The organism is Streptomyces sp. NPDC031340, assembly GCF_055569945.1.
The window spans coordinates 85,300-108,582 of sequence record NZ_JBVIIE010000023.1 but is presented as its reverse complement, the minus strand read 5'-3'; the positions used below and the strand labels follow the sequence as shown (position 1 = coordinate 108,582).

Annotated in this window: 22 protein-coding genes and 1 pseudogene; 11 read left to right on the top strand and 12 right to left on the bottom strand. The window is 73.6% G+C overall.

Annotated elements, in window-relative coordinates; translation table 11 throughout:
* Positions 1–55: 55 nt before the first annotated feature.
* Positions 56–1,537 (bottom strand): MFS transporter, encoded by a 1,482-nt coding sequence (locus ACZ5GT_RS19810; protein ID WP_469025678.1) that lies wholly within the window; start codon positions 1,535–1,537, stop codon positions 56–58.
* Between the two features lie 252 nt (positions 1,538–1,789).
* On the opposite strand from ACZ5GT_RS19810, the gene ACZ5GT_RS19805 reads away from it, so the two are divergent.
* The 4 genes from ACZ5GT_RS19805 to ACZ5GT_RS19790 all read left to right on the top strand — a co-directional run bounded on the left by ACZ5GT_RS19805 (position 1,790) and on the right by ACZ5GT_RS19790 (position 6,934).
* On the top strand, positions 1,790–2,413 hold the full coding sequence (locus tag ACZ5GT_RS19805) for a TetR/AcrR family transcriptional regulator (protein ID WP_469025675.1): 624 nt from the start codon (positions 1,790–1,792) through the stop codon (positions 2,411–2,413).
* 136 nt (positions 2,414–2,549) lie between these two features.
* Positions 2,550–4,904, top strand: a complete 2,355-nt coding sequence (locus ACZ5GT_RS19800; RefSeq protein WP_469025672.1) for a family 78 glycoside hydrolase catalytic domain — start codon at positions 2,550–2,552, stop codon at positions 4,902–4,904.
* Positions 4,905–5,050: 146 nt separating this feature from the next.
* Positions 5,051–6,307, top strand: a complete 1,257-nt coding sequence (locus tag ACZ5GT_RS19795; protein ID WP_469025668.1) for a family 1 glycosylhydrolase — start codon at positions 5,051–5,053, stop codon at positions 6,305–6,307.
* Between the two features lie 90 nt (positions 6,308–6,397).
* Positions 6,398–6,934: a cysteine hydrolase family protein gene (locus tag ACZ5GT_RS19790; RefSeq protein WP_469025665.1), complete on the top strand. Its 537-nt coding sequence runs from the start codon at positions 6,398–6,400 to the stop codon at positions 6,932–6,934.
* Between the two features lie 117 nt (positions 6,935–7,051).
* On the opposite strand, the gene ACZ5GT_RS19785 is transcribed toward ACZ5GT_RS19790, so the two are convergent.
* Entirely contained in the window at positions 7,052–7,369 is a 318-nt protein-coding gene (locus ACZ5GT_RS19785; RefSeq protein ID WP_469025662.1) for an alpha-amylase, read from the bottom strand.
* Between the two features lie 430 nt (positions 7,370–7,799).
* Here ACZ5GT_RS19785 and ACZ5GT_RS19780 point away from each other — a divergent pair, with 430 nt between their 5' ends.
* Entirely contained in the window at positions 7,800–7,946 is a 147-nt protein-coding gene (locus ACZ5GT_RS19780) for a hypothetical protein (RefSeq protein ID WP_469025659.1), read from the top strand.
* A gap of 182 nt (positions 7,947–8,128) precedes the next feature.
* Here the strand turns inward: ACZ5GT_RS19780 and ACZ5GT_RS19775 are convergent, their stop codons facing one another.
* Together ACZ5GT_RS19775 and ACZ5GT_RS19770 are read right to left on the bottom strand one after the other, a co-directional pair.
* On the bottom strand, positions 8,129–8,698 hold the full coding sequence (locus ACZ5GT_RS19775; protein ID WP_469025656.1) for a mycothiol transferase: 570 nt from the start codon (positions 8,696–8,698) through the stop codon (positions 8,129–8,131).
* A gap of 149 nt (positions 8,699–8,847) precedes the next feature.
* Complete coding sequence (locus tag ACZ5GT_RS19770; protein WP_469025650.1) at positions 8,848–9,576, bottom strand: class I SAM-dependent methyltransferase; 729 nt, start codon at positions 9,574–9,576, stop codon at positions 8,848–8,850.
* Between the two features lie 282 nt (positions 9,577–9,858).
* On the opposite strand from ACZ5GT_RS19770, the pseudogene ACZ5GT_RS19765 reads away from it, so the two are divergent.
* The 3 genes and pseudogenes from ACZ5GT_RS19765 to ACZ5GT_RS19755 form a co-directional block, all read left to right on the top strand.
* Positions 9,859–9,915: pseudogene (locus tag ACZ5GT_RS19765) on the top strand (helix-turn-helix domain-containing protein); the annotation flags it as partial.
* Between the two features lie 139 nt (positions 9,916–10,054).
* Positions 10,055–10,798, top strand: a complete 744-nt coding sequence (locus tag ACZ5GT_RS19760) for an SOS response-associated peptidase (RefSeq protein ID WP_469025645.1) — start codon at positions 10,055–10,057, stop codon at positions 10,796–10,798.
* 100 nt (positions 10,799–10,898) lie between these two features.
* Positions 10,899–11,564: a maltokinase N-terminal cap-like domain-containing protein gene (locus ACZ5GT_RS19755; protein ID WP_469025640.1), complete on the top strand. Its 666-nt coding sequence runs from the start codon at positions 10,899–10,901 to the stop codon at positions 11,562–11,564.
* A 344-nt stretch (positions 11,565–11,908) separates the two neighbouring features.
* Here ACZ5GT_RS19755 and ACZ5GT_RS19750 read toward each other — a convergent pair whose 3' ends face one another.
* From ACZ5GT_RS19750 to mdlC, 3 genes are all read right to left on the bottom strand, one after another.
* Entirely contained in the window at positions 11,909–13,186 is a 1,278-nt protein-coding gene (locus ACZ5GT_RS19750; protein ID WP_469025635.1) for an MFS transporter, read from the bottom strand.
* Between the two features lie 26 nt (positions 13,187–13,212).
* Positions 13,213–14,667 (bottom strand): benzaldehyde dehydrogenase, encoded by a 1,455-nt coding sequence (locus ACZ5GT_RS19745; RefSeq protein ID WP_469025632.1) that lies wholly within the window; start codon positions 14,665–14,667, stop codon positions 13,213–13,215.
* Between the two features lie 90 nt (positions 14,668–14,757).
* Positions 14,758–16,338 carry a benzoylformate decarboxylase gene (gene mdlC / locus ACZ5GT_RS19740; protein ID WP_469025629.1) on the bottom strand — a complete coding sequence of 527 codons (1,581 nt, stop codon included), beginning with the start codon at positions 16,336–16,338 and terminating at the stop codon, positions 14,758–14,760.
* A 108-nt stretch (positions 16,339–16,446) separates the two neighbouring features.
* On the opposite strand from mdlC, the gene ACZ5GT_RS19735 reads away from it, so the two are divergent.
* Positions 16,447–17,379, top strand: coding sequence for a LysR family transcriptional regulator (locus ACZ5GT_RS19735; protein WP_469025626.1), 933 nt, complete (start codon positions 16,447–16,449; stop codon positions 17,377–17,379).
* Between the two features lie 19 nt (positions 17,380–17,398).
* On the opposite strand, the gene ACZ5GT_RS19730 is transcribed toward ACZ5GT_RS19735, so the two are convergent.
* A complete protein-coding gene (locus tag ACZ5GT_RS19730) occupies positions 17,399–17,713 on the bottom strand; it encodes a hypothetical protein (RefSeq protein WP_469025621.1) in 315 nt (104 codons plus the stop codon).
* A gap of 234 nt (positions 17,714–17,947) precedes the next feature.
* A complete protein-coding gene (locus ACZ5GT_RS19725) occupies positions 17,948–18,283 on the bottom strand; it encodes a hypothetical protein (RefSeq protein WP_469025617.1) in 336 nt (111 codons plus the stop codon).
* A gap of 177 nt (positions 18,284–18,460) precedes the next feature.
* Here ACZ5GT_RS19725 and ACZ5GT_RS19720 point away from each other — a divergent pair, with 177 nt between their 5' ends.
* Positions 18,461–18,649 carry a hypothetical protein gene (locus ACZ5GT_RS19720; RefSeq protein WP_469025610.1) on the top strand — a complete coding sequence of 63 codons (189 nt, stop codon included), beginning with the start codon at positions 18,461–18,463 and terminating at the stop codon, positions 18,647–18,649.
* Between the two features lie 75 nt (positions 18,650–18,724).
* Here ACZ5GT_RS19720 and ACZ5GT_RS19715 read toward each other — a convergent pair whose 3' ends face one another.
* From ACZ5GT_RS19715 to ACZ5GT_RS19705, 3 genes are all read right to left on the bottom strand, one after another.
* The gene (locus ACZ5GT_RS19715) at positions 18,725–19,870 is read right to left on the bottom strand and encodes an RNA polymerase sigma factor (RefSeq protein ID WP_469025776.1); all 1,146 of its coding nucleotides are present in this window, start codon (positions 19,868–19,870) and stop codon (positions 18,725–18,727) included.
* A 5-nt stretch (positions 19,871–19,875) separates the two neighbouring features.
* Positions 19,876–20,283: a YciI family protein gene (locus ACZ5GT_RS19710; protein ID WP_351893401.1), complete on the bottom strand. Its 408-nt coding sequence runs from the start codon at positions 20,281–20,283 to the stop codon at positions 19,876–19,878.
* A gap of 162 nt (positions 20,284–20,445) precedes the next feature.
* The gene (locus tag ACZ5GT_RS19705) at positions 20,446–21,939 is read right to left on the bottom strand and encodes a long-chain-fatty-acid--CoA ligase (protein ID WP_469025601.1); all 1,494 of its coding nucleotides are present in this window, start codon (positions 21,937–21,939) and stop codon (positions 20,446–20,448) included.
* Between the two features lie 155 nt (positions 21,940–22,094).
* Between ACZ5GT_RS19705 and ACZ5GT_RS19700 the strand changes: the two genes are divergently transcribed.
* The gene (locus ACZ5GT_RS19700) at positions 22,095–23,261 is read left to right on the top strand and encodes a PucR family transcriptional regulator (RefSeq protein ID WP_469025596.1); all 1,167 of its coding nucleotides are present in this window, start codon (positions 22,095–22,097) and stop codon (positions 23,259–23,261) included.
* The last annotated feature ends 22 nt before the right edge of the window (positions 23,262–23,283 follow it).

Sequence of the window (23,283 nt, the reverse complement as noted above, 5' to 3'; positions counted from 1 at the left end):
CGCACGGCGTCGGCGACTCGTCCCCGCCGTGCGCGCACGGCGGGGACGGGAGGGTTCAGGCGGCGGCGGTGACGGGCGGCGCGTCCGCCTCCTCCGGGTCGCGCAGCGGCGGGATGAACAGGGACAGGGCCAGCGCGACCAGGGTGACCAGGGCGCCGAGCCAGAAGATCCAGGAGTAGCCGGTGTCGAGGTAGAAGGCGGTGCCGTGGACGACGGTGCTGTCCGCGGAGAGGACGGCGTAGGCGCCGGCGGTGACGATGGCGCCGAAGAGGCTCATCAGCATGTTGAGCATGCCGCTGCCCAGGCCCTGCTCGTCGCGGGTGACGACGCCGACCACGAGGGCGGGCGCACCGGCGACGACGATGCCGGAACCGACGTTGGCGACGCAGGAGGTCAGGATGAGCTGGAGTTCGTTGCCGTGGCGGAAGCCGACGAGGGTGTAACCCACGGCCATCACCACGAGCCCGGCGCACCAGATCCGGCGCGCGTCGAAGCGGCGCAGCAGGCGGCTGGCCAGCAGGCCGGTGCCGAACATCACCAGGTTCCAGCTCACGCTGACGACGGCGTTGTGGTGCGCGCTCCACCCCAGGCCGGCCGAGACTCCGGGGATGTGGGGGTAGAGGGCGAGCAGGATGGCCAGGCCGGGCATGGTGAAGGCGACCGTCTGGGCGAGCCCGCCCGCGGTGAGCGCCAGCGCGACCGGGCGGCGGCGCAGCACCTTCAGGTCCAGGATGGGGTGGGCGCTGGAGCGCTCCACGAACAGGAAGGCGACCAGCGCGATCGCGCCGCCGGCCAGCCAGCCGAGGGTGCGCGGGTCCGCCCAGCCCCAGCTCTGCCCCTGGCCGACGGCGTAGACCACGGCGGTCAGACCGCCGCCGAGGACGAGTCCGCCGAGCCAGTCGAAGCCGGAGTCGGAGGCGTGCCGCGGTGTCTCCGGGACCAGCAGCGCGACCAGCGCGAAGGCGACGGCGGTGGCGGCGGCCAGGAACCACAGGGCGCCGCGGTAGCCCCAGCCGTCGACCAGCCAGCCCGCCAGGAACGGGGAGACCAGGGCGACCAGGCCGACGCTGCTGCCCATGATGCCGCTGGCCGGCTTGACCAGACGGGACGGGAAGACGTCGCGCACCGCGGCGAACGACAGCGCGCCGAACGGCCCGTAGAAACCGGCGATCGCGCGGCCCGCGAGGACGAGCCAGAAGCTCCCGGCCATGGCTGCCAGGGCCTCGCCGAGAGCGCCCAGGGCGGTCATGGCGAGCATCACCCGCTTCTTGCCGTACAGGTCCCCCAGCTTGATCACGAACGGCGTGAGCAGGGTGGACGTCAGGGTGAGCGTCAGCCCGAACCACACCACCTGGGTGGTGTGGAAGGTCTGCGCGACGCCCGCCGTGGCGTTGGCGCCGAGGATGCCGCCCGCGGCCAGCAACTGGGTCGGCCAGGAGAGCGCGATCAGCAGCAGGACGAGGCGGGGAGTCCACCCCGCGTCTGCGTCGGAGCGTGCTGCGGAGTCGACTGAGGGGCTTGATGACGTCGGCGTCATGCCAGCCCTCCTTTCACGGAGGTGCCGAGGGGAGAGTAAGCGCGGGGGTGTGGGGAGCGCGGCGGAGGGGGCGACGTGACATGTCGCTCACGGGGACGTGACAGCGCGGCAACCCGTCGTCGCGTGACGTCGATGATGAAGCCGAACACCTAGTGACTGCTAGGTTTCGGAGATGTGACCCACGTCACGCCATATGTTCGGGGCGGTCGACAGGCCCGCTGTCGCGGCGGTCGCCACCGGTAGGGTTCTGGCATGGCGACACCCAGGGGGCCGCGCGGCCAGTACACGGCGGGCCGAGCGCGGCGCACGCAGATCCTCGAGGCCGCGCTGCTGCGGTTCGGCCGGGACGGCTACCGCAAGACCTCCCTCGCGCGCATCGCCCGCGACGCCGAGATCACCGACGCCGGGCTGCTGCACCATTTCCGGGACAAGCAGCAGCTGCTCCTCGCGGTCGTCGAGTACTGGCACGAGCGCATGGACGTGCGCTGGCAGCGGGTCTCGGACTCGGTGCGGGACGCCTTCCGCTGTCACCTGGAGGACACGGCCGAGACGCTGGCCATGCCCGGCATGGTCGAGCTGGCCGTCGTCCTGACCGCCGAGGCCACCGCGCCCGACCATCCGGCGCACGACCACTTCACCACCTGGCAGGAGAAGGGCGTCGGGGAACTCGCCGACCGGCTCCGGGTCGGCAGCGCCACCGGTGAGCTGCGGCCGGACCTGGACCATGAGGGCATCGCCCGCGAGTGCGCGGCCCTGGACGTGGGGCTGTTCCAGCAGTGGCTGGCCGGCGGACGGTCCTTCGACCTCATCGCCGTCATGCGCGGCCATCTCGACCGCCTCCTGCGGGTCATCTCCGCCGACGGGCAGGGGTTGTAGGGCGGAAGGGGTCGGGGAGGGTGCCGGTGTGCTTCGGGTTCACATGATTGTCATGCGCATGGCTACCAGCTCCGCCTGCAGCGGTGTGACGCAGGACACGCCCATGAATACCTAGTTTTCACTAGGTATTGGTCGCATGATCGGACCTGCTCACCTCCCGGTGCTGAGAAAGGCCGCCATGCACCACCACTGGACCGCACGAGTCGTCAGTCCCCACCCGTCCGCCTCCGAGCCCGCCGAAGGGCCCCGCCCGGGCGCGCTGCTGCGGGCGGAGTTCAGCGTGCGGGCGGCCGCGCGCTCGGCCCGGCTGCTGGTCACGGCGCTCGGCGTCTACGAACTGGAGATCAACGGCAGCGTGGTGGGCGACCACGTCCTGGCCCCCGGCTGGACGAGCTACCGCCGCCGCCACCGCTACCAGTCCTTCGACGTCACCGCTCTGGTCCGGGAGGGACGCAACGCCTGGGGCGCCCACCTGGCCGACGGCTGGTACCGGGGCCTGCTCGGCTTCAACGGCGGCACCCGGGACATCTACGGCCCGCACACCGGGCTGCTCGCCGAACTGCGCATCGAGTACGCCGACGGCTCCACCGACACCGTCGCCACCGGGGACGGCTGGCGCTGGAGCCCCGGTCCGGTGCTGGCGGCGGGCCTGTACGAGGGCGAGGATTACGACGCCCGGCGCGAGCAGGCCGGCTTCAGCGAGGCGGGCTTCGACGACTCGGCGTGGCGGCCCGCCGCGATCCTGGACTTCGACACCGGCGTGCTCTTTCCGGCCGACAGCCCGCCGGTGCGCCGTATCGAGCACCTCACGCCCGTCGCGGTGACCACCTCGCCCACCGGCCGTACGATCCTGGACTTCGGCCAGAACCTCGTCGGGCGGCTGCGCATCCGGGTGCGCGGCGAGGCCGGCGGCACCGTCACCCTCCGCCACGCCGAGGTGCTGCAGGACGGCGACCTGTGCGTACGGCCGCTGCGGCACGCCGCCGCCACCGACCGCTACGTCCTGCGCGGCGACCCGGCGGGGGAGGAGTGGGAGCCCCGGTTCACCTTCCACGGCTTCCGCTACGCCGACGTCGAGGGCTGGCCCGGCCCGCTCGACCCCGCCGACGTCACCGCCGTGGTCGTCCACAGCGACCTGCGCCGCACGGGCTGGTTCTCCTGCTCCGACGCCTCCCTCGACCGCCTGCACGAGAACGTGGTGTGGGGCATGCGCGGCAACTTCGTCGACGTGCCCACCGACTGTCCCCAGCGCGACGAACGGCTCGGCTGGACCGGCGACGTCCAGGTCTTCGCCCCCACCGCCGCCTTCCTCTACGACGTCCGCGACTTCCTGCGCTCCTGGCTGCGCGACCTCGCCGCCGACCAGGAGGCCGACGAGCAGCGCGTCCCGCCGGTCTTCAGCCCCGACATCCCGGTGATCACCCCGGTCCCCCTGCCGCCCGGCAACCCGCCGATGGCCGGCTGGTGCGACGCGGCCGTCATCGTCCCCTGGGTGCTGTACGAGCGCTACGGTGACACCGACGTGCTGCGCGCCCAGTACCCGTCGATGCGCGCCTGGGTCGACGCCGTCGACCGCATCGCCGGGCCCGGCCGGCTCTGGGGCGAGGGGTTCCAGTTCGGCGACTGGCTGGACCCGTCCGCCCCGGCCGACGACCCCGGCCGCGCGATGACCTCGTCCGTCCTCGTCGCCACCGCCTGCTTCGCCCACTCCGCGCGGCTGCTGGCCCGCACCGCGGAAGTCCTGGGCGAGACGGACGCCGCCGCGCGCCACGACTCCGTACGCTACGACGCCCTGGCCGACGCGGTCCGCGACGCCTTCCGCGCCCGCTTCCACGCGGGCGGCGGCCGCCTGACGGAAGAGACCCAGACCGCCTACGCCCTCGCCCTGTCGTTGCGCCTGCTGGACGGCGACGCCGAGCGCGCCGAGGCGGGACGCAGGCTGGCCGAACTGGTGGCCGAGGGAGGCCACCGCATCGGCACCGGCTTCCTCGGCACCCCCCTGGTCTGCGACGCGCTGACCGGGACCGGGCACGTCGACACCGCGTACCGGCTGCTGACCCAGCGGTCCTGCCCCTCCTGGCTCTACCAGGTCGACATGGGCGCCACCACCGTGTGGGAGCGCTGGGACAGCTTGCTCCCCGACGGCAGCGTCAACCCCGGCGAGATGACCTCCTTCAACCACTACGCGCTCGGGGCGGTCGCCGACTGGATGCACCGCACCGTCGCCGGACTGGCCCCCGCCGAGCCCGGCTACCGGCGGCTGTCGGTCCGCCCCCGGCCCGGAGCCGGTCTGACCTGGGCACGGGCCGAGCACGACACGCCGTACGGCCGGGCCGGGACCGCCTGGCGCGTCGAAGACGGCGAACTGCTCGTCGACGTCGTCGTGCCGCCCGGCGTCACCGCGACGGTCGACCTGCCCGGCGCGGAGCCGAGGGAGGCCGGCCCCGGCCGGCACTCCTTCCGCGCCCCACTGACCGCGACCACCTGCTGACCGCGAACGCCTGCTGACCGCGAACGCCCGCTGGCATCCGCTGAGCGCGCCCCTCCGCCGAGCGGAGCCGACCGCAACCACCGCCGGCCACTGACCGGCCTCCCCACCACCGCTCACCGGTCCCCCGACCGGTGCAAGGAGCACCCATGACATCGATCACCCTGCCCGACACCTTCCTGTGGGGCGTCGCCACCGCGGGGCACCAGAACGAGGGCGACAACAGCGCCAGTGACACCTGGTTCCTGGAGCACACCACGCCCTCGCTGTTCCGTGAGCCCAGCGGACCGGCGTGCCAGGGGTACCGGCAGTGGGAGACGGACCTGGACCTGGTCGCCGGACTCGGGCTGAGCGCCTACCGGTTCTCCGTCGAGTGGGCCCGCGTCGAACCGGAGCGCGGCGTCGTCTCCGCCGAGGCACTGGACCACTACGAGCGCATGGTCGACGGCTGCCTCGAGCGGGGACTCGCACCGCTCGTCACCTTCAGCCACTTCACCGCCCCGCACTGGTTCGCGGCCGCCGGTTCGTGGACCGCCCCCGACGCTCCGGCACGCTTCGCCGAACAGTGCGACCGGGTCATGGCCCGCTTCGGCGACCGCATCGCCTACGGCGTCACCCTCAACGAACCCAACCTCGAACAGCTGCTGCAGGCAGGCGCGAAACTGCCGCCCGAGGCGGAGGCGCTCAAGACGCGGATGCTCGAAGCGGCCGCACGCGCCGCCGGCAGCGACACCTACGCCGGCGCCAACGTCATCCCCGCCCACCGGCAGGCGGAGTTCCAGGAGGCGTTCACCCGCGCCCACCGCGCCGCCCGCGAGGCGATCAAGGCCCGCCGCGGCGACCTGCCGGTCGGGGTGTCCATCGCCATCGCCGACGAGGTGGCGATCCCCGGCGGTGAGGCACGCCGCGACGCCAAGCGCGCCGCCGTCTACGACCACTGGCTGCGCGAGGCACGCCAGGACGACTTCATCGGCGTGCAGAACTACGAGCGCATCGTGCACGGACCCGACGGCGAGGTCCAGCCCGAGGGGGAGCTCAACGGCATGGGCACGGTCATCGCGCCCGGCTCCCTCGCCGGCGCCGTGCGCTACGCCCACGAGGTGTCCGGCGTGCCGGTCCTGGTCACCGAGCACGGCATCCAGACCCCCGACGACACGCAGCGGGCCGCCTTCATCCCCGCCGCCGTCGAAGCGCTCGCGGCCGAGGCCGGCGCCGGCACGCCCGTGATCGGCTACTGCCACTGGACGCTCATGGACAACTTCGAGTGGATCTTCGGCTACGGCGCCCAGTTGGGCCTGCACGAGGTCGACCGCACGACGTTCCGCCGCCGCCCGAAGCCGAGCGCGAAGGTGTACGCCGACCTGGTGCGCGGCCACCGGGGCGGGCTCACCGGCAGCGGCGGCTGAGCGGCACGGCGAGGGGCACGGCGAGGGGCACGAGGAGCGGGCCGGCCGCCGGGCAGGAGTGACCGGCCGGCGCGATGGAACCCGGCCGGCATGAGCAAGACCGCGCTGATCGTCATCGACATGATCAACACGTACGACCACAAGGACGCCGGGCTGCTGCTGCCCTCCGCCGAGACGGTCGTCCCGGTCGTGGCGGACCTGCTCCAGCGGGCCCGCGACAAGGGCGTACCGGTGATCTACGTGAACGACAACTTCGGCGAGTGGCGTTCGCACCACGGCGAACTCCTCGACAAGGCCCTGGCGGGTCCGCACGCCCGCCTGGTGGACCCGCTGCGGCCGGACGACGCCTCGCTGTTCGTGGTCAAGGCTCGTCACTCCGCCTTCTTCGAGACCCCGCTGTCGTACCTGCTGCGGCAGCAGGGGACCGACCGGCTGGTGCTGTCCGGCCAGGTGACGGAGCAGTGCATCCTCTACTCCTGCCTCGACGCCCACATCCGGCACTTCGACGTCACCGTCCCGCGCGACGCCGTCGCCTGCATCCATCCCGACCTCGCGGACGCCGCCCTGCGGATGATGGAGCGCAACATGGGCGCGCGGGTGTGCGACAGTGCCGAGCTGTGGCGGTGAGCCGAGCCCCGGCCCCGGCTCTGTCCTGGCCCGGCCCCGGCTCTGTCCTGGCCCGGCCCCGGCTCCGAACCCGGCCCCGGTCACGCGGCTCGGCGTGAACGGGGCCGTCGGCTCTCGTCAGGAGGGCTCGCAGACGGCGAGGTGGTCGGCGTGGCCGTGCGGGCCCAGGTATCCCTCGCCGACCGTGCTGAACGCGCCCGGCGCGAGGGTGCGGCACAGGCCGGTGGCGCCGTCCTGGTAGACGACCGTCACGCTCTGCGGGTTGGCGCAGTCGTTGGCGGCGTCGGTGTACCGCCAGCTCTCGTACATCGCCACGCAGGACGGGGCCGGCGCCAGGACCGCCGCCGCGGCGGCGGGGGCCCGGAGAGCGGCGGGGAGGATCAAAGCCGTGGCCAGACCCGCGGTCGCGATGGACCGGTTCATCCATCTCTGCATGAGGAGACTCCCTGGTTCTCTTGAACGAGTGAGATAAGAGAAATCCGAACAATCGCGGCGAACGAGCCCGGCGATGCGTTCAAGAGCCGAAGGTTTCAGCGGGGCGGGACCATGTGCAACACGCCGAGCCCGCTTTCGGACACACGGGTCCTTGCAGGGGCGGGGCACCGCTGTGTGCGGGAACGCGGCGCCGGCCGCGCCCGCTGTCGCGGTGACGGCTTCAACCATTTCAGGCCGCCCCGGCCGGGCCCGTTCCGTCGGAGCAGGCAGCCGGGCTACGAGCGCCCGCCCGGCACCGGGAAGCTGCAAGCGACGTCACGCCCGGGCCGGCCCACTCTCGTCCGGAAGAGGCTGGAGTGGCGGTCACCGGGTAACCGGAAGGTCGTGGGACCTGACACAGAGCAGGGCACCCCCGAGCGAAAGGAGTGCCATGTCCACAGTGATGGAACGGATCAAGCAGTTCGCGCGGAGTCCGCAGGGGCGACGCACAAGGGAACAGGCCCGCCGCTCCGCGGCCGACCCGCGCCGCCGCGCCCAGGCGCAGCGGTTCTTCGGGAAGCTGCGCGGCCGTCGGTGACGAGGTCCGCCCCTCCTCGCGGCGGATCACCCGCGGCGAGGAGGGAGACCGGCTGCGCGGTGCGGTCGAAGGGGGTGTGACGGCCGTCGGCCGTGCTCGTCGGCGGGCATCCGGCGACGAGCACGGCCCGGCGGCCGGCTGACGCCGTCCTCACCGGCGGATCGGGCGCCCCGCGGACCCGGTCACTGGCCGACGCGTCCGTCGACACTCTCGCGCAGCAGGTCGGCGTGGCCGCAGTGCCGGGCGTACTCCTCGATCCGGTGCACCAGCAGCTCTCGGACGGCGATGCCTTCCTTCCCCACGCGCTCCCCGAGATCCGGATGCGCGGCCAGGGCGGCGTCGGTCGCGGCCTGCTCGCGTGCCAGATCCACGTACGCGGCGTCGACCACGGCCTGCTCCGCGACCGCCCCGTCGAAGTCCGCGTCCCGCGCGCCGTACAGCTTCGGCAGCGGGTCGGCGTCGCCGATCCAGTTGCGCCAGTCCCGTTCGACCTCGGCGAGGTGCCGCACCAGGCCGAGCAGCGACATCGTCGACGGCGGGATGGGACGGCGGGCCATCTGCTCCGCGTCCAGGCCCTCGCACTTCATGCGCAGGGTCAACCGATAGTTCGTCAAGTAGTGCTGCAGCGTGGCGAGTTCGCCGTCCGGACTGTTGCCTTCGCTGTCGCGGGGGTCGTCGTCCGGGTCGGTCCACATGTCGGGGTAGACGGTGGCCCGGGTCCATCGTGCGGGTCGGTCGCTCATGCGGCCCATGGTCGTGTGCGGGCGCCGCGGCGCGCGAGCCGTTTTTCGAAGGAACGCCCTCGGGTCCCTCCGGCCGACCGCTCTTGCCACCCGCCCGCGGTGCCCGCCGTGCCCTGCGGGCGCCCCGCGCTCCGCGCTCGCCGCACCGGAGAACCCGGCTACCACGGACGCCGTGCGACGAAGACGAACTCCCGGCCCGGCCGGTCGGGAGCGTCACGGACGTCGTCGAGTAGGTACCCCTGCGCGTCCAGGTCCGCCTCGACCTCCCGCCGGCTGCGGAAACGCACCGTGGAATCGGAGGTCAGAACCTGCCCGTCCGTGGCGAAGACGTAGGTCCACCGATACGTCACCAGCGGCCCGTCCACATCCGTGACCCGTACCCAGCTCTCGACGGCGCCGACCCCCGGAACGTCCGTGACCTGGTACGACGCGTCCCTGTTCCACTCCTCCCAGGCGCGCCGGGCCGGGTCCCGGGTCTCGAACACCAGGCGCCCGTCCGGCCGCAGGGACATCCGCGCCCTCCGCAGCGTCTCCCGCCACATGCCCGGGTCCACGACGGCCTGGGCGACGTTCGCCGTCATGGTCGCCAGATCGACCCGCAGCGGCGGCAGCGCCGTCACGTCCCCGCGGATCCAGCGCACCCGTTCCCCGCCCGGCTTGCCCACCGCCACGTCGATGGACGCCTCGGCGGGGTCGAGCCCGACGACCTCGGTGCCGCGGCTCGCCAGCAGGAGGGCGAAGGTCCCCGTGCCGCAGCCGATGTCCAGCACCCGGCGTGCGGCGAACTCCTCCGCCATGCGGACGTAAGCGTCCAGATCACCGCGGTCGGCGTCCAGCACGTCGTAGATCGCGGCGAGCCGCGGATGCCCGTAGCACTCGTCAGCCATGCGGCCGACGGTAGGCGCCCCCGCTCGGCGCCCTCCACCGGGTTTCGCCCACCGGACGCCACCGGCTCCTGGATGCGATCCGCCACCGCGTGTTCCCGAGAGAGGAACGCCAGGGCGTGGCGGGGGGCAGGACGATCTCGGGGACCGCGGGCAAGCGCGGAGACTGGAGGGCAGTGCGTATGAGCGGGCAGCAGCGGCCGGAGATCGGCGCGGGGTGACCGCGGGCGGGATCCCCCAGGTCGTCGTCATCAGCGCACCCCCTGGGCGGCGAGGTCCCGGCGCCTGGGAGTGGCCAAGAGCACCGCGCACCGGCTGCTGAGCGCGCTGTGCGCGCGGGGACTGACCGAGAGCACCGGCGGGTCCCGGCCGATGGCCCCGCACAGCGACAGGCGCGAGCCGGGGCGCCCCGCCCCGGCGCCGCCCCGGCCGGCCCCGTCGGCCGGGTTGCCCGGGCGGGCAGCGGTGGCAGAGTGGCCGCATGTGCGGTCGTTACGTGTCCACTCGCAGCCCGCAGGAACTCGCCCCGCTGTTCGGGGTGACCGACTGGCGCGCCGACGAGACGCTCGAGCCCAGCTGGAACGTCGCCCCGACCGACGACGTGTGGGCCGTCCTGGAACGCACGCCGAGGGACACGGACGGGACGGCGGCCGCGGCGCAGCGGGAACTGCGGCCGCTGCGCTGGGGCCTGGTGCCGTCCTGGGCCGAGGACGTGAAGATCGGCGCCCGTCTGATCAACGCGCGGATGGAGACCGTGCACCAGAAGCCCGCCTTCCGCCGCGCGTTCGCCCGCCGCCGCTGCCTGCTGCCCGCCGACGGCTTCTACGAGTGGCAGCAGGCCGAGGACCCCCGCACCGGCAAGAGCCGCAAGCAGCCGTACTTCATCCACCCGGAGGACGGGCAGGTGATGGCGCTCGGCGGCCTGTACGAGTACTGGCGCGACCCGGCTGTGGGGCACGACGACCCCGCCGCCTGGCTGATGACCTGCACGATCATCACCACCGAGGCCACCGACGAGGCCGGCCGCGTCCACCCCCGCATGCCGCTCGCCCTCACCCCCGGCAACTACGACGCCTGGCTCGACCCCGCCCACCAGGACCCCGACGAGCTGCGGGCCCTGCTTGACCGTCCGGCAGGCGGCCACCTGAACGCCCGCCCGGTCTCCACCGCCGTCAACAACGTCCACAACAACGACCCCCACCTCCTCGACGAACTCGCGGCCTGACCCCCGCCCGGCGGCGAAATCGGGAGCTCGCGGACCCACGAGGATGCGTGGGTATGGGGGTCCGTCCGTGTCCGCTCGCCGAGGGAAGCGAACCGCCCGCATGGCCGTCATCCATCACACCGTCCTCAAGCCGACCAAGCTGGAACTGCTCACCTCCTGGCTGCCCTCCCGCCCGTGGTACCGCGGTGGCGCGGGCGGACCGCAGCTGGCGAAGGCCGGCGGTTTCCGGCTGGACGACCCGGAGGGCGAGGTCGGCATCGAGTTCCTGGTGGCCGCCGACACCTCCGGCCCCGACCCGGTCTCCTATCTGGTGCCGCTCACCTACCGGGGCGCCCCGCTCGACGGGGCGGAGCACGCCCTCGTCGGCACCATGGAGCACGGCGTGCTGGGGCCGCGCTGGGCCTACGACGGCTGCCACGACCCCGTGGCGGTCGGCCGGTTGGCGGCCCTGATCGAGGGGCGGACGCAGGCCCAGGACCAGAACGTCAGCGACACCGTCGACCGGGACGTCGTCGCCTTCCGCACCGGTGCGGGCGTCGCCTCCGCATCCACCGACCTGGCCGGCTTCACCGCCGCCGACGGTGCGGAATCCACCGGTCTGACCACCCCGCACGGCACGACCCTCCATCTGCACCGGGTCCTCCGGCCCGCCCCGGACGGCCCGTTGCCCGCTCCGCACGGAGCGATCGGCCACGTCACCGGCACCTGGCGGACGCCGGACGGCCCCCGCGTCCGGGGCGTTTTCGCGGCGCTGTACCCGGCCTGACGGCAAGTCACCTGACGGGCCAGGGACCGGCACCGGCGGCTGAGACCGGTGCCGGGACCGGGACCGGCCGGACCCGCGATGTCAGTGGCCGGTCGTAAGGTGGCGCCCGACGTCATGAAGGGGGTGGTCCCGTGGGCTTCTCGGGACATGGGAGGACGGCCACCTGCCCGCCCTGGTCGCCTGGACCGGTGCGCCGGCCTGCGTCGCCGAGGTCTCCGACAGCGACATCACCCTCGTCACCGGCTTGTCCGCCGGCAGGCGTGGATCAACCTGGACAACGCGGCCGCGCTGCGGAAGCCACCCCGCCGTCTCCCCGGGGGCCCCGGGGGTAGGAGAACGCGTGGTCATCCGGAACGCGTGACGGCGGGCTCGGCGGCCTCCGCCCGCACCGCCGCCGCCCGTCCCGGCAGCGTCAGCACCGCCAGACAGGCCAGCACGGCGACCGCGGCGAAGAAGTAGAAGCCCCACGGATGGCCGATCCCCGCCGCGACCAGCGCTCCGGTGACCGACGGGCCGACGATGGAGCCGATGCGGCCGATGCCGGAGGCGGAGCCGAGGGCGGTGCCGCGGACGGCGGCCGGGTAGAAGTTCGTCACGTACGCGTAGACGAGCACCTGCGCGGAGAAGACGAACACGCCGGTCAGGAAGACGACGGTGTCGAGCAGCAGGTCGCTGTGCATCCGGATGCTGAGGCAGGCCAGCATGACGACCGAGACCGCGAACCAGCCGCAGGTGGTCGGCTTGATGCCGCGCCGGTCGGCGACGAAGCCGCCCAGCACCAGCCCGGCCACACCGCCGGCGTTGAGCACGAGCAGTTGGGTGACGGCCGTGGGGACGGGGTATCCGGCGTCGTTCATCAGCTTGGGCAGCCAGGTGTTGAGGCCGTAGACCAGCAGCAGTCCCATGAAGGAGGCGACCCAGATCCCGATGCCCGCCCGGAGGTAGGCCGGCTCGAACAGTCGGGTGAGCGGAACCCGCCGGGACGCGGGCTGCTCCGTGGCGCGGACGAACGCCTTCGACTCCGGCAGTCGGAACCACTGGACGCCCGCGACGAGGAGCCCGGCGGCACCGAGGACGTAGAACAGGACCTGCCAGTTCCCGGTCACCTGGAGCGCCAGGAGGGAGGTGATCACGGCACCGGTGTGGTAGCCGGTCATGGTCAGCGTGCTGGCGCGGGCCCGCCGGGCGGCGGGCATGTGCTCGGCCATCGTCGTCAGCGACACCGGCATGCAGGCGCCGAGACCCACGCCGGCGACGAGCCGCAGCGCGGCGAACATCCCGACGGACGTGGCCAGCGGCACCAGGAGGGTGAAGACCGAGAACTCCACCACCGACGCGATGAGCAGCAGCCGCCGTCCGAACCGGTCGGCCAGCGGACCCACGAGGACGGCGCCGACGGCGACGCCGACGAGCGACATGGTGGCGACGGTGGTCGCGTCCCCGGCCGTCATGCCGAGGTGACGGGTCTTCAGGAGCGTGGGGATGATGGCGCCGAGGACGACGAGGTCGTAGCCCTCGAGCAGGACGGTGATCCAGCACAGGACCACCGTCCATAAGCTGCGTCCGGCGGTGCCGCTCCCGGCGGTGGTGCCGGACGCGTCGGACGAGACGGCGGATGTCATGGTGACGCACCCCCTTGAGGACGGGCTCAGAACGGGTAGTCGGCGATGTCCGGCCGGACGGTGACCCACTGCGTCTCGGTGAAGGCGTCGACGTTGGCGGTGGCGCCGCCGAACCGGGATCCGGTGCCGGACGCCTTGACGCCGCCGAAGGGCGCGTGCGGCTCGTCGCCGACGGTCTGTTCGTTGATGTGGACCTTGCCGGAGTCGATCCGGTCGGCGAGCTTCATCGCCGAGCCGACGTCGCCGAGGATGCCGACGGACAGCCCGTACTCGCAGTCGTTGACGATCCGCGCGGCCTCCTCGATCGTGGAGAAGCCGATCACGGGCGCGACCGGCCCGAAGATCTCCTCGCGCCAGGCCGGCATGCCGGTGGTGAGGCCGGTGAGCACGGTGGCCCGGTACCCGGCGCCCACGATCTCCCCGCCGGCGGCCAGGGTCGCGCCCGCCGCGACGCTGTCGGTGACGATGCCGTGCACCCGCTCCAGTTGCCGCCGGTCGATGATCGGGCCGAGCGCCACGTCCTCGCGGGCGGGATCGCCGACCGGCAGCGCCCGGGCCTTCGCGGCGAGCGCGGCGGTGTACTCCTCCAGCAGCGACTCGTGCACGATGTGGCGTCCGGTCGTCATGCAGATCTGCCCCTGGTGCAGATACGAGCCGAACGCGCCGGCGGAGGCCGCCTTCGGCACGTCCGCCCCCGGCAGCACCACCAGGGCGTTGTTCCCGCCGAGTTCGAGGTGGGCCCGCTTCAGCAGCCGGCCGGCCTGCTCGCCGATCGCCCGCCCCACCGGTGTGGACCCGGTGAAGGAGATCACCCGCACCTCGTCCGCCGCGACGACCGCCCTGCCGACCGCGCCGCCGCCCGGGAGCAGGTGCAGCACGCCCGCGGGCAGCCCGGCCTCCTCGAAGACCCGGGCGATCGCGACCCCGCCGCTCACCGCGGTGCGCGGATCGGGCTTGAGCAGCACGGCGTTGCCCAGCGCCAGCGCCGGCGCCACCGAGCGCAGAGCGAGGACGAGCGGGAAGTTGAACGGCGCGATCACGCTGACGACGCCGACGGGGCGGCGCCGGGCGAACGACCAGCGTGCCTCCTCCGACGCCAGCACCTCGCCCTGCGGATGCGTCGGCAGCGCCGCGCACTCGAAGCACTCCTCCAGCGCGAGCCGCACCTCGAACGCCGCCTTGGCCCGCACGGAACCGGCCTCGCGCACCAGCCAGTCCTCGATCTCGGCGGCGTGCTCGGTGATCGACTCGCCCGCGCGCCGCAGCACGGCCGCGCGCTCCTGCGCGGAAGTGGCCGCCCACGCCCGCTGCGCGTCGGCGGCCCGGGCCGCGGCGCGGTTCACATCCTCCGCCGTGGCCAGGCCCACGGTGCCGAGCCGGGACCCGGTCGCCGGCTCGGTCACCGTGTACTCGCCGGTGGCGTCCCGCCAGCCGTCGCTGAAGAGCTTCTTGCTCCAGACGGCGCTGTCCAGAAGTGTCATCGGCCGGTTCTTCCTTCCGTCAGGTGAGGCGTCGTCAGGTGGGACCTCGTGCGGGACCCCGCGCATGGGACCTCGTCAGGTGGGGCGTCGTCAGGACGGCGCGGTCGGCGCCGTGTCGACCTGGATCAGCCGGGGCCCGTCCGGGCGCCCCGCCAGCACGGCCCGCAGCTCGTCCACGTCGCCGACGTGCCGGGCGGGCACCCCGTAGCCCTCGGCGATCCGGGTGAAGTCCAGGCCCGGGAGGTCCAGGCCCGGCACGTCCGGCACGCCGAGCAGGTCACCGAACCAGCGCAGCGCCCCGTACGTGCCGTTGCGCAGCAGCACCACGGTGAGGGGGACCTGGTGCCGGGCGGCCGTCCACAGGGCGGTGATGCCGTAGTTCGCCGAGCCGTCCCCGATCACGCCGACGACCGGCCGGTCCGGCTGGGCCATGGCGACCCCGACCGCGCCGGGCAGCCCGAAGCCGAGGCCGCCGGCCGCCGGAAAGTAGTAGGAGCCGGGCCGGCGCAGGTCCATCTGGCGCCACCACGAGGCGTTCGTCGAGGTCGACTCCACCACGTAGGCCGTGTCGCCGGGCAGTTCGTCGCGCAGCGCCGCGAAGACCTCCTCGGGGTGCAGGCGCCCGCCCTGCGCGGTGAGCGGCGGGGGCACCGGCCGGTAGCCGGCGGCGGGCGCCCCGGGCGCGTCGAGCGCCTTCACCAGCAGGCCGATCACCGCGCCGGGATCGGCGACCAGCGCCTCGCCCACCGGCGCACGCGCAGCGGCGGCGGCGTCCTCGGTCACCTGGATCAGCCGGGCGCCCGGCGGCAGATACCGTCCGGGAAGGTGTTCGTGGTAGCGGAACACCGGAGCCCCGAGCACCAGCACGAGATCGTGCCCCTCGAACGCCTCGCGGACGGGCGCGATGCCGGCCGGCAGCACGCCCCGGAACTGCGGATGGCGGTTGGGGAAGGGCAGCCGGAACTGCGACGGCGCCGCCCACACCGGTCCGCCCAGCCGCTCGGCCAGCCGCACCGCGTCCTCGAACAGCCCGGCCGAGTCGATGTCACCGCCCAGCACGAGCGCGGGCCGCTCGGCGGCGGCGACCGCCTCGGCCAGCCGGCGCCCCTGCTCCCCGCCCGGCACGCCGGCCCGTCCCACCTGGCGGTCCAGTACCGCCGGCGCGTTCTCGCCGGCGTCGGCGGCCCAGTCGTCGTAGGGCACCGACAGATAGGCCGGGCGGCGCTGCAACCGGGCCTCGAAGACGGCCTGCGCGAGCGCGCGGGGCACGTCCTGCGCGCACGCCGGCTCGGCGGCCCAGCCGACGAGCGGCCGCATCAGCGTCGGGGCGTCGACGTTGGCGAGGTTGGCCTCCGGCCCGATCGCCGATCGCACCTGCTGGCCGGCCAGGATCACCAGGGGCGTGCGCGCGGCCACCGCGTTGGTCAGCGCGCCCATCGCGTTGCCGGAGCCGGCCGCGGCGTGCAGGCTGACCAGGACGGGACGGCCGGTGGCCTGCGCGTAGCCGTCGGCCATCCCCACCACGGCGCCCTCGTGCAGCCCCAGGACGTACCGGAACCCGTCCGGCAGGCCGGCCAGGAAGGGCAGTTCGTTGGAGCCGGGATTGCCGAAGACGGTGGTGAGCCCCTGGCGTTGCAGGAACTCGTGGGCGATGCGGCGCACGGACGACACGTGGCGCTCCTTCCGGAGTGACGCAGACCACGCTAGGGACCGCGCGACATGGTCGCCAATAGATGTTCAGGCGCCGCGATATCGATGGCCTCGATAGAGTCGCCGGTCATGGCCGACTTCGATCTCAATCTGGCCCGGGTCTTCGTCCTGCTGTACGAGACCGGCAGCGTCACGGCGACCGCCGAGACCCTGCACGTCACCCAGCCCACCGTGAGCTACAGCCTGGCCAAGCTGCGCCGCCACTTCGACGACGACCTGTTCCGCCGCACCGGCCGCGGCCTGACCCCGACCGCGGGCGCCCGGCGCCTGTACGAGCCGCTGCAGCGGGCGCTGGCCGAGATCGACGGAGCCGTCCGCCAGGGCGACGACTTCGACCCGGCGACCATGGCGGGCCGCTTCACCGTCGCCCTGTCCGACCTGGGCGAGACGACGCTGCTGCCGCGTCTCGCGGCGGCGGCCCGCGAGCGGGCGCCCCGTGTCTCCTTCGCGGTGCGCCCGCTGGACGTGGACCAGGCCGAGAGCCAGCTGCGCCGCGGCGAACTCGACGCCTTCGTCGCCACCCCGGTGCTGACCTCCCACCGCACGGTGCGCATCCCGCTCTTCCAGGAGCGCTACGTCGGCATGGTCGCCGCCGGCCACCCCCGGATCCGCGGCGCGTCGGTGACCCTGTCCGAACTCGCGGCCGAACAGCACGCCACCGTGTACGGCCCCAGCGGCCACACCCTGCCCAGATCCGTGCTCGCCACCCACGGACTGCTGGACCGGGTGGCGGTGGACGCCACCCGCTTCTCCATGCTGCCCTATCTGCTGGAGCGGACCGACCTGGTGGCGATCGTCCCCGAGTACGTCGGCGAGGTCTTCACCGCCTCCCACCGTCTCCGCCTGGTCCGTCTGCCGTTCGAGACCGAGCCGATCGAGGTCGCCCTCTACGCCCGCCACGAAGCGTCCCGCGACCCCGCCCAGCGCTGGCTGGTCCAGTTCATGGCCGAGGTCCTCGGCGAACTGGTCAGCCCGGCGCAACTGCCGCCGAGCGCCGGCTGAGCGGGGGGAGGGGGCCGGGCTACCGCTTGACGTACACCGTCGCCGACGCCGTCGACGCCTCGTGCAGGTCGTCGCCCGGCCAGCTGACCGTGTAGGCCGCGTCGCCCCGGGTGCGCGGCAGGTCGTCGATGGTGAACGTGCCGTCGGTCGCGACGGTCACCGAGGACAGCGCACCGGTGCCGAGCCGGTCCGTCCGCGTGACCTTGAGCACCGCCCGGTCGGGCAGCGCCTTGCCCTGCGCGGTGAACGTGCCGGTGATCTCGACGCCGGTGCTCAGCGAACCCTCCGCGGGCGCCGTCAACGCGATCGAGGTGGGCGCCTTGCCGACGGACACCGTGGTGGTGATGTCCTCGGCGGGGCGGTGGGTCAGATCGCCGAGGAAGGAGACGGTGTACGTGGCGTCGCCGACCAGGCCGGGCTCGTCGAGGACGGTGAAGGTGCCGTCGCCTGGTCACGGCGAGCAGCCGGGAGCCGTCGGCAGACCACTCCAGGCCGCGCGGAGCGACCCGGTCCCCGTCGAGGCTGCCCTCGAAGGCGAACTCCAGCGGGGCCGTGGAGCCGTCGTCGCTCAGCGCCAGTCCGGAGACGTGGTACTGCGTGCTGATCGTGGCGATCCGCTCGCCCTGGAAGGTGTAGACGGCGTGACGCCGTAGTTGTAGTAGCTGCCCATGTTGCTGTCGGCGACGTACGCGCGCTGGTGCGCGGAGTCGACCGCGAGCGCCGAGTACGAGGCGATGGGCAGCTTGGCCACGACGTCGGAGGCCGCCGCCGCGTGCGCCGCGGGAGCGGCGGCGAGGGTCAGTCCGGCCCCGGCGAGCTGGGCGGCGAGCAGGACGGCCGCAAGACGTCCGGGACGGTGTGCGCTCTTCAATTGCGCCCCCCACAGGCTGAGTTGGGTGCTCACGGGGTCCGTGATGCACCTGTATCGACCATCAAACAGCCGTGCCGAACCGCCATCAAGCGGGCGCACGGCGCCACCGGGACTCCGCCCGGCCGGGCGCCGGGGCATCGACGCCGGACCTTCGGGTACTGGGCATCCGCCACCGATCACCCCGTTCGGTGAAGCGATGACGGAGAAGCGATGACGGAGAAGAGCGAGGACACGAGGGCCGGCCGCTTCTGCAAGGCGTGCGGCACGCCGGCCGGCACTGGGGAGCTGTGCGAGCACTGCGGCGCCGTCCTGGACCTCCCCGACGACGCCGGGCTGGTCGAGGACCGGGGCGCGGCCGTGCGGCGGGACTTCGAAGGGCGCGGCGGGCCCCGGGCGTGAACGGGACCGGAGCCGGCCGCCGGGGGCCGGACGCCGGTCCTCGATGGACGCACGCCCGTCCGCCGCGGACGCCGGTCAACTGCGGAGCCGTGCGTTGAGCCGCGCTGCCTGCCGGGTGAGATGGTCCCGCTCGGGCAGGTTGGACGCCGCCCGGGCGGCCGCCACGTAGAGCCGCGCCGCGGTCGCCAGGTCACCGTCACGCTCGTGCAGGTACGCCGCGACGGCGGTGTGCCGGGGCAGGGCGGGGTCGAGCTCCGCCAGGGCGGCCAGACCTGCCCGCGGACCGTCGGCCTCGCCGACCGCGACGGCCCGGTTGAGGCGGGCCACCGGGTTGCCGGTGAGCCGCACCAGTTCGTCGTACCACTCGACGATCTGTACCCAGTCGGTCTCCTCGGCCGTCCGGGCGTCGGCGTGCAGGGCGGCGACGGCGGCCTGGGCCTGGAACTCGCCCAGCCGGTCGCGGGCGAGGGCGGCCTGGAGCACGTCGACGCCCTCGGCGATCAGCCGGGTGTCCCACAGACCGCGGTCCTGCTCGGCGAGCGGGACCAGCCTGCCGTCGGGGCCGGTCCGCGCCCGGCGCCGCGCGTGGTGCAGCAGCATGAGCGCGAGCAGGCCCGCCGCCTCCTCGTGACGGGTCATGGCCGCGAGCCGGCGGGTGAGCCGGATCGCCTCCGCGGCGAGGTCGACGTCGCCGGAGTAGCCCTCGTTGAAGACCAGGTAGAGCACCCGCAGCACGGTGGCCACGTCACCGGGCTGGTCGAAGCGGACGCCTGCGACGGTCCGCTTGGCCCTGCTGATGCGCTGGGCCATGGTCGCTTCCGGCACGAGGTAGGCCTGGGCGATCTGCCGCGTGGTCAGACCGCCCACCGCGCGCAGCGTCAGCGCGACCGCCGAGGCCGGCGTCAGGGAAGGGTGCGCGCACAGGAAGTACAGCTGGAGCGTGTCGTCCCGCGCCGTGCCCGGTCCGGGCGCGGGCTCCCCCTCGACGAGCTCCTCGCGCCGCCGCCGGGAGGTGTCGGCGCGGACGGCGTCCAGGAACTTCCGCCAGGCCACGGCGACCAGCCAGCCCTTGTGGTCCCGGGGCGGATCGTCCGGCCACACGCGCACCGCTTCGATCAGCGCCTCCTGCACGGCGTCCTCGGCCGCCGCGAAGTCGGCTCCGCGACGGACGAGGACGCCGATCACGGCGGGGGTGAGGGTCCGCAGCAGGGCCTCGTCCACCGAGGTCACTCCGTGATGGTCTCGGGCGCCGTCAGGAACGGGCGCAGTTCGAGCCATTCGTGGATCGGCTTCCCGCCCGCGCCGGGAGCCGCGGACAGCTCGCCGGCCAGTTCCAGCGCCCGCTCGTAGCTGTCGACGTCGATCACCATCCAGCCGGCGATCAGGTCCTTGGTCTCCGCGAACGGGCCGTCGGTGACCGGCGGCCGACCCTCGCCGTCGTAGCGGACGAACGTGCCCTCGGGGGAGAGCGCCTGCCCGTCGACGAACTCGCCGGTGCCTTCCAGGCGGGCCGCGAAGTCCTGCATGTACTGGATGTGCGCCGAGACCTCCTCCGGCGTCCACCGGTCCATCGGCACGTCGTTGACCGCCGCCGGCGCGCCCCGGTAGTGCTTGAGCAACAGGTACTTGGCCATGGTGTTCTCCTGAGTGCGCTACGGCCCATTGTGGCCGTGTTCACCCAGGAGACGCAGCCGCTCCCGCGATCTCGACATCCCGCCGCGATTTTTTCCCGCGGATTTCCGGCGCACCGGTCCGCTCCCGGACTTCCGGCGCGCCGGCGCCCCGCGAGCAGGCCCTCAGGAGAGCCGGGCGGTGATCTCCCGCTTGAGGATCTTGCCGCTCGGGCCCATCGGCAGCGCGTCCATCAGCCACACCTGGCGCGGGTACTTGTACGCGGCCACCCGCTCGCGCACGAACTCCTGCAGCCCCGCCGCCGTCTCCTCGGCGCCCGCGCGCAGGACCACCGCCGCCGCCACCTCCTCGCCGAGCCTGTCGTCGGGGACGCCCACGACGGCGGCGAGGGCGACCGCCGGGTGCTCGTGCAGCACCTCCTCGATCTCACGCGGGTAGACGTTGTAGCCGCCGCGGATGATGAGGTCCTTCTTCCGGTCGACGATGTAGAGGTAGCCGTCCTCGTCCTGGCGCGCCAGATCGCCGGTGCGCAGCCAGCCGTCGGGCACCGCGGCCGCGGTCTCCTCCGGACGGTTCCAGTACTCCTTCATCACGTTCGGCCCGCGGACGGCCAGTTCGCCGACCGTGCCGGGGTCGACGTCCCGGCCTTCGTCGTCGACCAGCCGGACCTCGACGTCGCGGATGGGGGTGCCGATGGAGCCCGGCTTGCGCGGGCGGCCGAGATGGTTGAAGGAGACGACCGGGCTGGTCTCGGACATGCCGAAGCCCTCGAGGATGGCGCAGCCGAAGCGGCGCTCGAACGCGTGCAGCAGCTCCACCGGCAGGGAGGCGCCGCCCGAGACGCACATCCGCAGGGTGGAGACGTCGGCCTCGGCGCCGCCCGGGTGCTGGAGCAGGGCCGCGTACATCGTGGGCACGCCCTCGAACACGGTCGCCCCGTCGCGGACGATGGCCTCCAGCACGGTCGCCGGGTCGAAACGCGGGATGAGCGTGAGCGAGGCGCCGCCGAAGACGGCGGTGTTCATCGTGCAGGTCTGGCCGAAGATGTGGAACAGCGGCAGACAGCCCACGATGACGTCCTCGGGCGTGAGGTGCTGCACGTCGGTGACGTTGACCTCCGTGTTGTGGCGCAGCCCTCCGTGGGTGAGCGCGGCGCCCTTGGGGCGGCCGGTGGTGCCGGAGGTGTACAGCAGGACCGCGATGTCGTCGCCGGCCACCGCGGCGACCTCGTACAGCGGCTCCAGCGGCGCCAGCTCCGCGGCGAAGGCGGCGGGCTCCACGGCGATGTGCCGCACCCCGGCGGCGGCCGCGCCCTGCGCCCCCTCGCCCGGGGCCGCGTGCCACTCGAACAGCAGCACCGCGCCCGAGTCCCGCAGGTGGTACTCGGTCTCCCGGGCCTTGAGCAGCGGGTTCATCGGCACCACGATGCCCCCGGCGCGCAGGATGCCGTAGTACAGCACCACGAACTCCGGCACGTTCGGCAGCATGAGGGCGACCCGGTCTCCCACCCGCAGGCCCTCGGTGCGCAGCAGCGCCGCGGCCTGCGCGCTCAGCCGGTCCAGTTCGGCGTAGTCGGTGGTCGCCGTCCCCAGGCGCAGCGCCGGCCGCTCGGGCTGCCGACGTGCCGTCTCCACCAGGAATTCCGCCAGATTGGCCATGATGCCTCCTTGCATCCCGCTCGCGGCTGACGGGTCCCGCCGTCACCGCTGCCGGAATGTTCACGCCCGGGACCGGACGGGTCCATGGCGGCGCGGACAGCTCCCGCACCGCCTGATTGTTCCGGGGGACAATCAGGAGGCCGTACGCTGCGGGTATGGGACTCTCGGAGGTGGCCGCGGCGCTGCGTGACCGGCTGCCGGAAATGGGCGGGAACATGGCGCGGCGCATCCGTGCCGAGGTCGAGTCGTACACCGACGAGACCCTGATCCCGTTTGCTTCGCTGCACGAGTCCTGCACGGCCAACGCCGACATGGTGCTCGGCCATCTCGCCTGCCGCACGGAGCCCGACGTGCGCTCCGCGTGGGAGACCGGCCGCCTGCGCGCCGAGCAGGGCGTCCCCCTCGCGGACACCCTGCACGCCTTCCGGGTCGGCTTCGAGTACCTCTGGTCGCGGATGATCGACGAGGCCAAGCGGCACCCCGAGGTGACGGACGCGCAGCTGGTCGCGGGCTCGTCGGACATCTGGGCGCTGTCCGGACGCTACGCCGAGGCGGTGGCCGCCTCCTACCGGGAGACCAGCGCGGAACTGGCGCTGCGCCGCGAGGCGCGCCGCTCGGCACTGGTCGAGGCACTGTTCACCGGGGCCCTGGCGGAGCGCACCACGCTGTGGGAAGCCGCCGGGCAGCTCGGCCTCAGCGAGCGCGGACCGTACGCGGTGGTGGCCGCGGCCGTTCCGGATCCCGGACAGGAACCGCTGCCCGGGATCGAGGGCGCGCTGCGTGAGGCCCGGGTGCACTCCGCCTGGCGCCTGCTGCCCGACGCCCAGATCGGCGTGGTCTCCCTGACGCACCCCGGCGCGGAGACCGTGGGCCTGCGCCTGCTGCGCCGGCACCGCGCCCGGGTGGGGGTCAGCCCCCTCTTCGACTCGCTGCGCGACACACCGCAGGCGCTGCGCTTCGCCCGGCTCGCCCTGAACCGTCTGCCGGGCGACGGCCCGGGCGTGGCCCGCTTCGACGACCGTCCCCTCGCGATGCTGGTCACCGCGGCCCCGGCGGAGGCGAAACGTCTGGTGGAGGTCGTCCTGGGCCCGGTGCTGGCCCTGCCCGCCGCGGAGCGCGCGCGGCTGCTGGAGACCCTGGGGCAGTGGTTCGCCGCGGGCGGCGCCGCGGCCGAGGCGGCGAAGGGGCTCTACGTCCACCCCAACACGGTGCGCTACCGGCTCCGCCGCATCGAGGAGCTGACCGGACGCTCGCTGTCCGACCCGGCCGCCCTCGCCGACCTGGGCACCGCCCTGCACGCCCTGCGTCTGCTGCCCGAGTGACCGGCCCGCCGCCGGTCCCGCT

What these genes read in the sequence shown, in the direction of transcription:
- ACZ5GT_RS19810 (WP_469025678.1), bottom strand. Translation starts at nt 1,537, where the DNA reads ATGACGCCGACGTCATCAAGCCCCTCAGTCGACTCCGCAGCACGCTCC.
- ACZ5GT_RS19805 (WP_469025675.1), top strand. Translation starts at nt 1,790, where the DNA reads ATGGCGACACCCAGGGGGCCGCGCGGCCAGTACACGGCGGGCCGAGCG.
- ACZ5GT_RS19800 (WP_469025672.1), top strand. Translation starts at nt 2,550, where the DNA reads ATGATCGGACCTGCTCACCTCCCGGTGCTGAGAAAGGCCGCCATGCAC.
- ACZ5GT_RS19795 (WP_469025668.1), top strand. Translation starts at nt 5,051, where the DNA reads ATGACATCGATCACCCTGCCCGACACCTTCCTGTGGGGCGTCGCCACC.
- ACZ5GT_RS19790 (WP_469025665.1), top strand. Translation starts at nt 6,398, where the DNA reads ATGAGCAAGACCGCGCTGATCGTCATCGACATGATCAACACGTACGAC.
- ACZ5GT_RS19785 (WP_469025662.1), bottom strand. Translation starts at nt 7,369, where the DNA reads ATGCAGAGATGGATGAACCGGTCCATCGCGACCGCGGGTCTGGCCACG.
- ACZ5GT_RS19780 (WP_469025659.1), top strand. Translation starts at nt 7,800, where the DNA reads ATGTCCACAGTGATGGAACGGATCAAGCAGTTCGCGCGGAGTCCGCAG.
- ACZ5GT_RS19775 (WP_469025656.1), bottom strand. Translation starts at nt 8,698, where the DNA reads ATGGGCCGCATGAGCGACCGACCCGCACGATGGACCCGGGCCACCGTC.
- ACZ5GT_RS19770 (WP_469025650.1), bottom strand. Translation starts at nt 9,576, where the DNA reads ATGGCTGACGAGTGCTACGGGCATCCGCGGCTCGCCGCGATCTACGAC.
- ACZ5GT_RS19760 (WP_469025645.1), top strand. Translation starts at nt 10,055, where the DNA reads ATGTGCGGTCGTTACGTGTCCACTCGCAGCCCGCAGGAACTCGCCCCG.
- ACZ5GT_RS19755 (WP_469025640.1), top strand. Translation starts at nt 10,899, where the DNA reads ATGGCCGTCATCCATCACACCGTCCTCAAGCCGACCAAGCTGGAACTG.
- ACZ5GT_RS19750 (WP_469025635.1), bottom strand. Translation starts at nt 13,186, where the DNA reads ATGACATCCGCCGTCTCGTCCGACGCGTCCGGCACCACCGCCGGGAGC.
- ACZ5GT_RS19745 (WP_469025632.1), bottom strand. Translation starts at nt 14,667, where the DNA reads ATGACACTTCTGGACAGCGCCGTCTGGAGCAAGAAGCTCTTCAGCGAC.
- ACZ5GT_RS19735 (WP_469025626.1), top strand. Translation starts at nt 16,447, where the DNA reads ATGGCCGACTTCGATCTCAATCTGGCCCGGGTCTTCGTCCTGCTGTAC.
- ACZ5GT_RS19720 (WP_469025610.1), top strand. Translation starts at nt 18,461, where the DNA reads ATGACGGAGAAGAGCGAGGACACGAGGGCCGGCCGCTTCTGCAAGGCG.
- ACZ5GT_RS19710 (WP_351893401.1), bottom strand. Translation starts at nt 20,283, where the DNA reads ATGGCCAAGTACCTGTTGCTCAAGCACTACCGGGGCGCGCCGGCGGCG.
- ACZ5GT_RS19705 (WP_469025601.1), bottom strand. Translation starts at nt 21,939, where the DNA reads ATGGCCAATCTGGCGGAATTCCTGGTGGAGACGGCACGTCGGCAGCCC.
- ACZ5GT_RS19700 (WP_469025596.1), top strand. Translation starts at nt 22,095, where the DNA reads ATGGGACTCTCGGAGGTGGCCGCGGCGCTGCGTGACCGGCTGCCGGAA.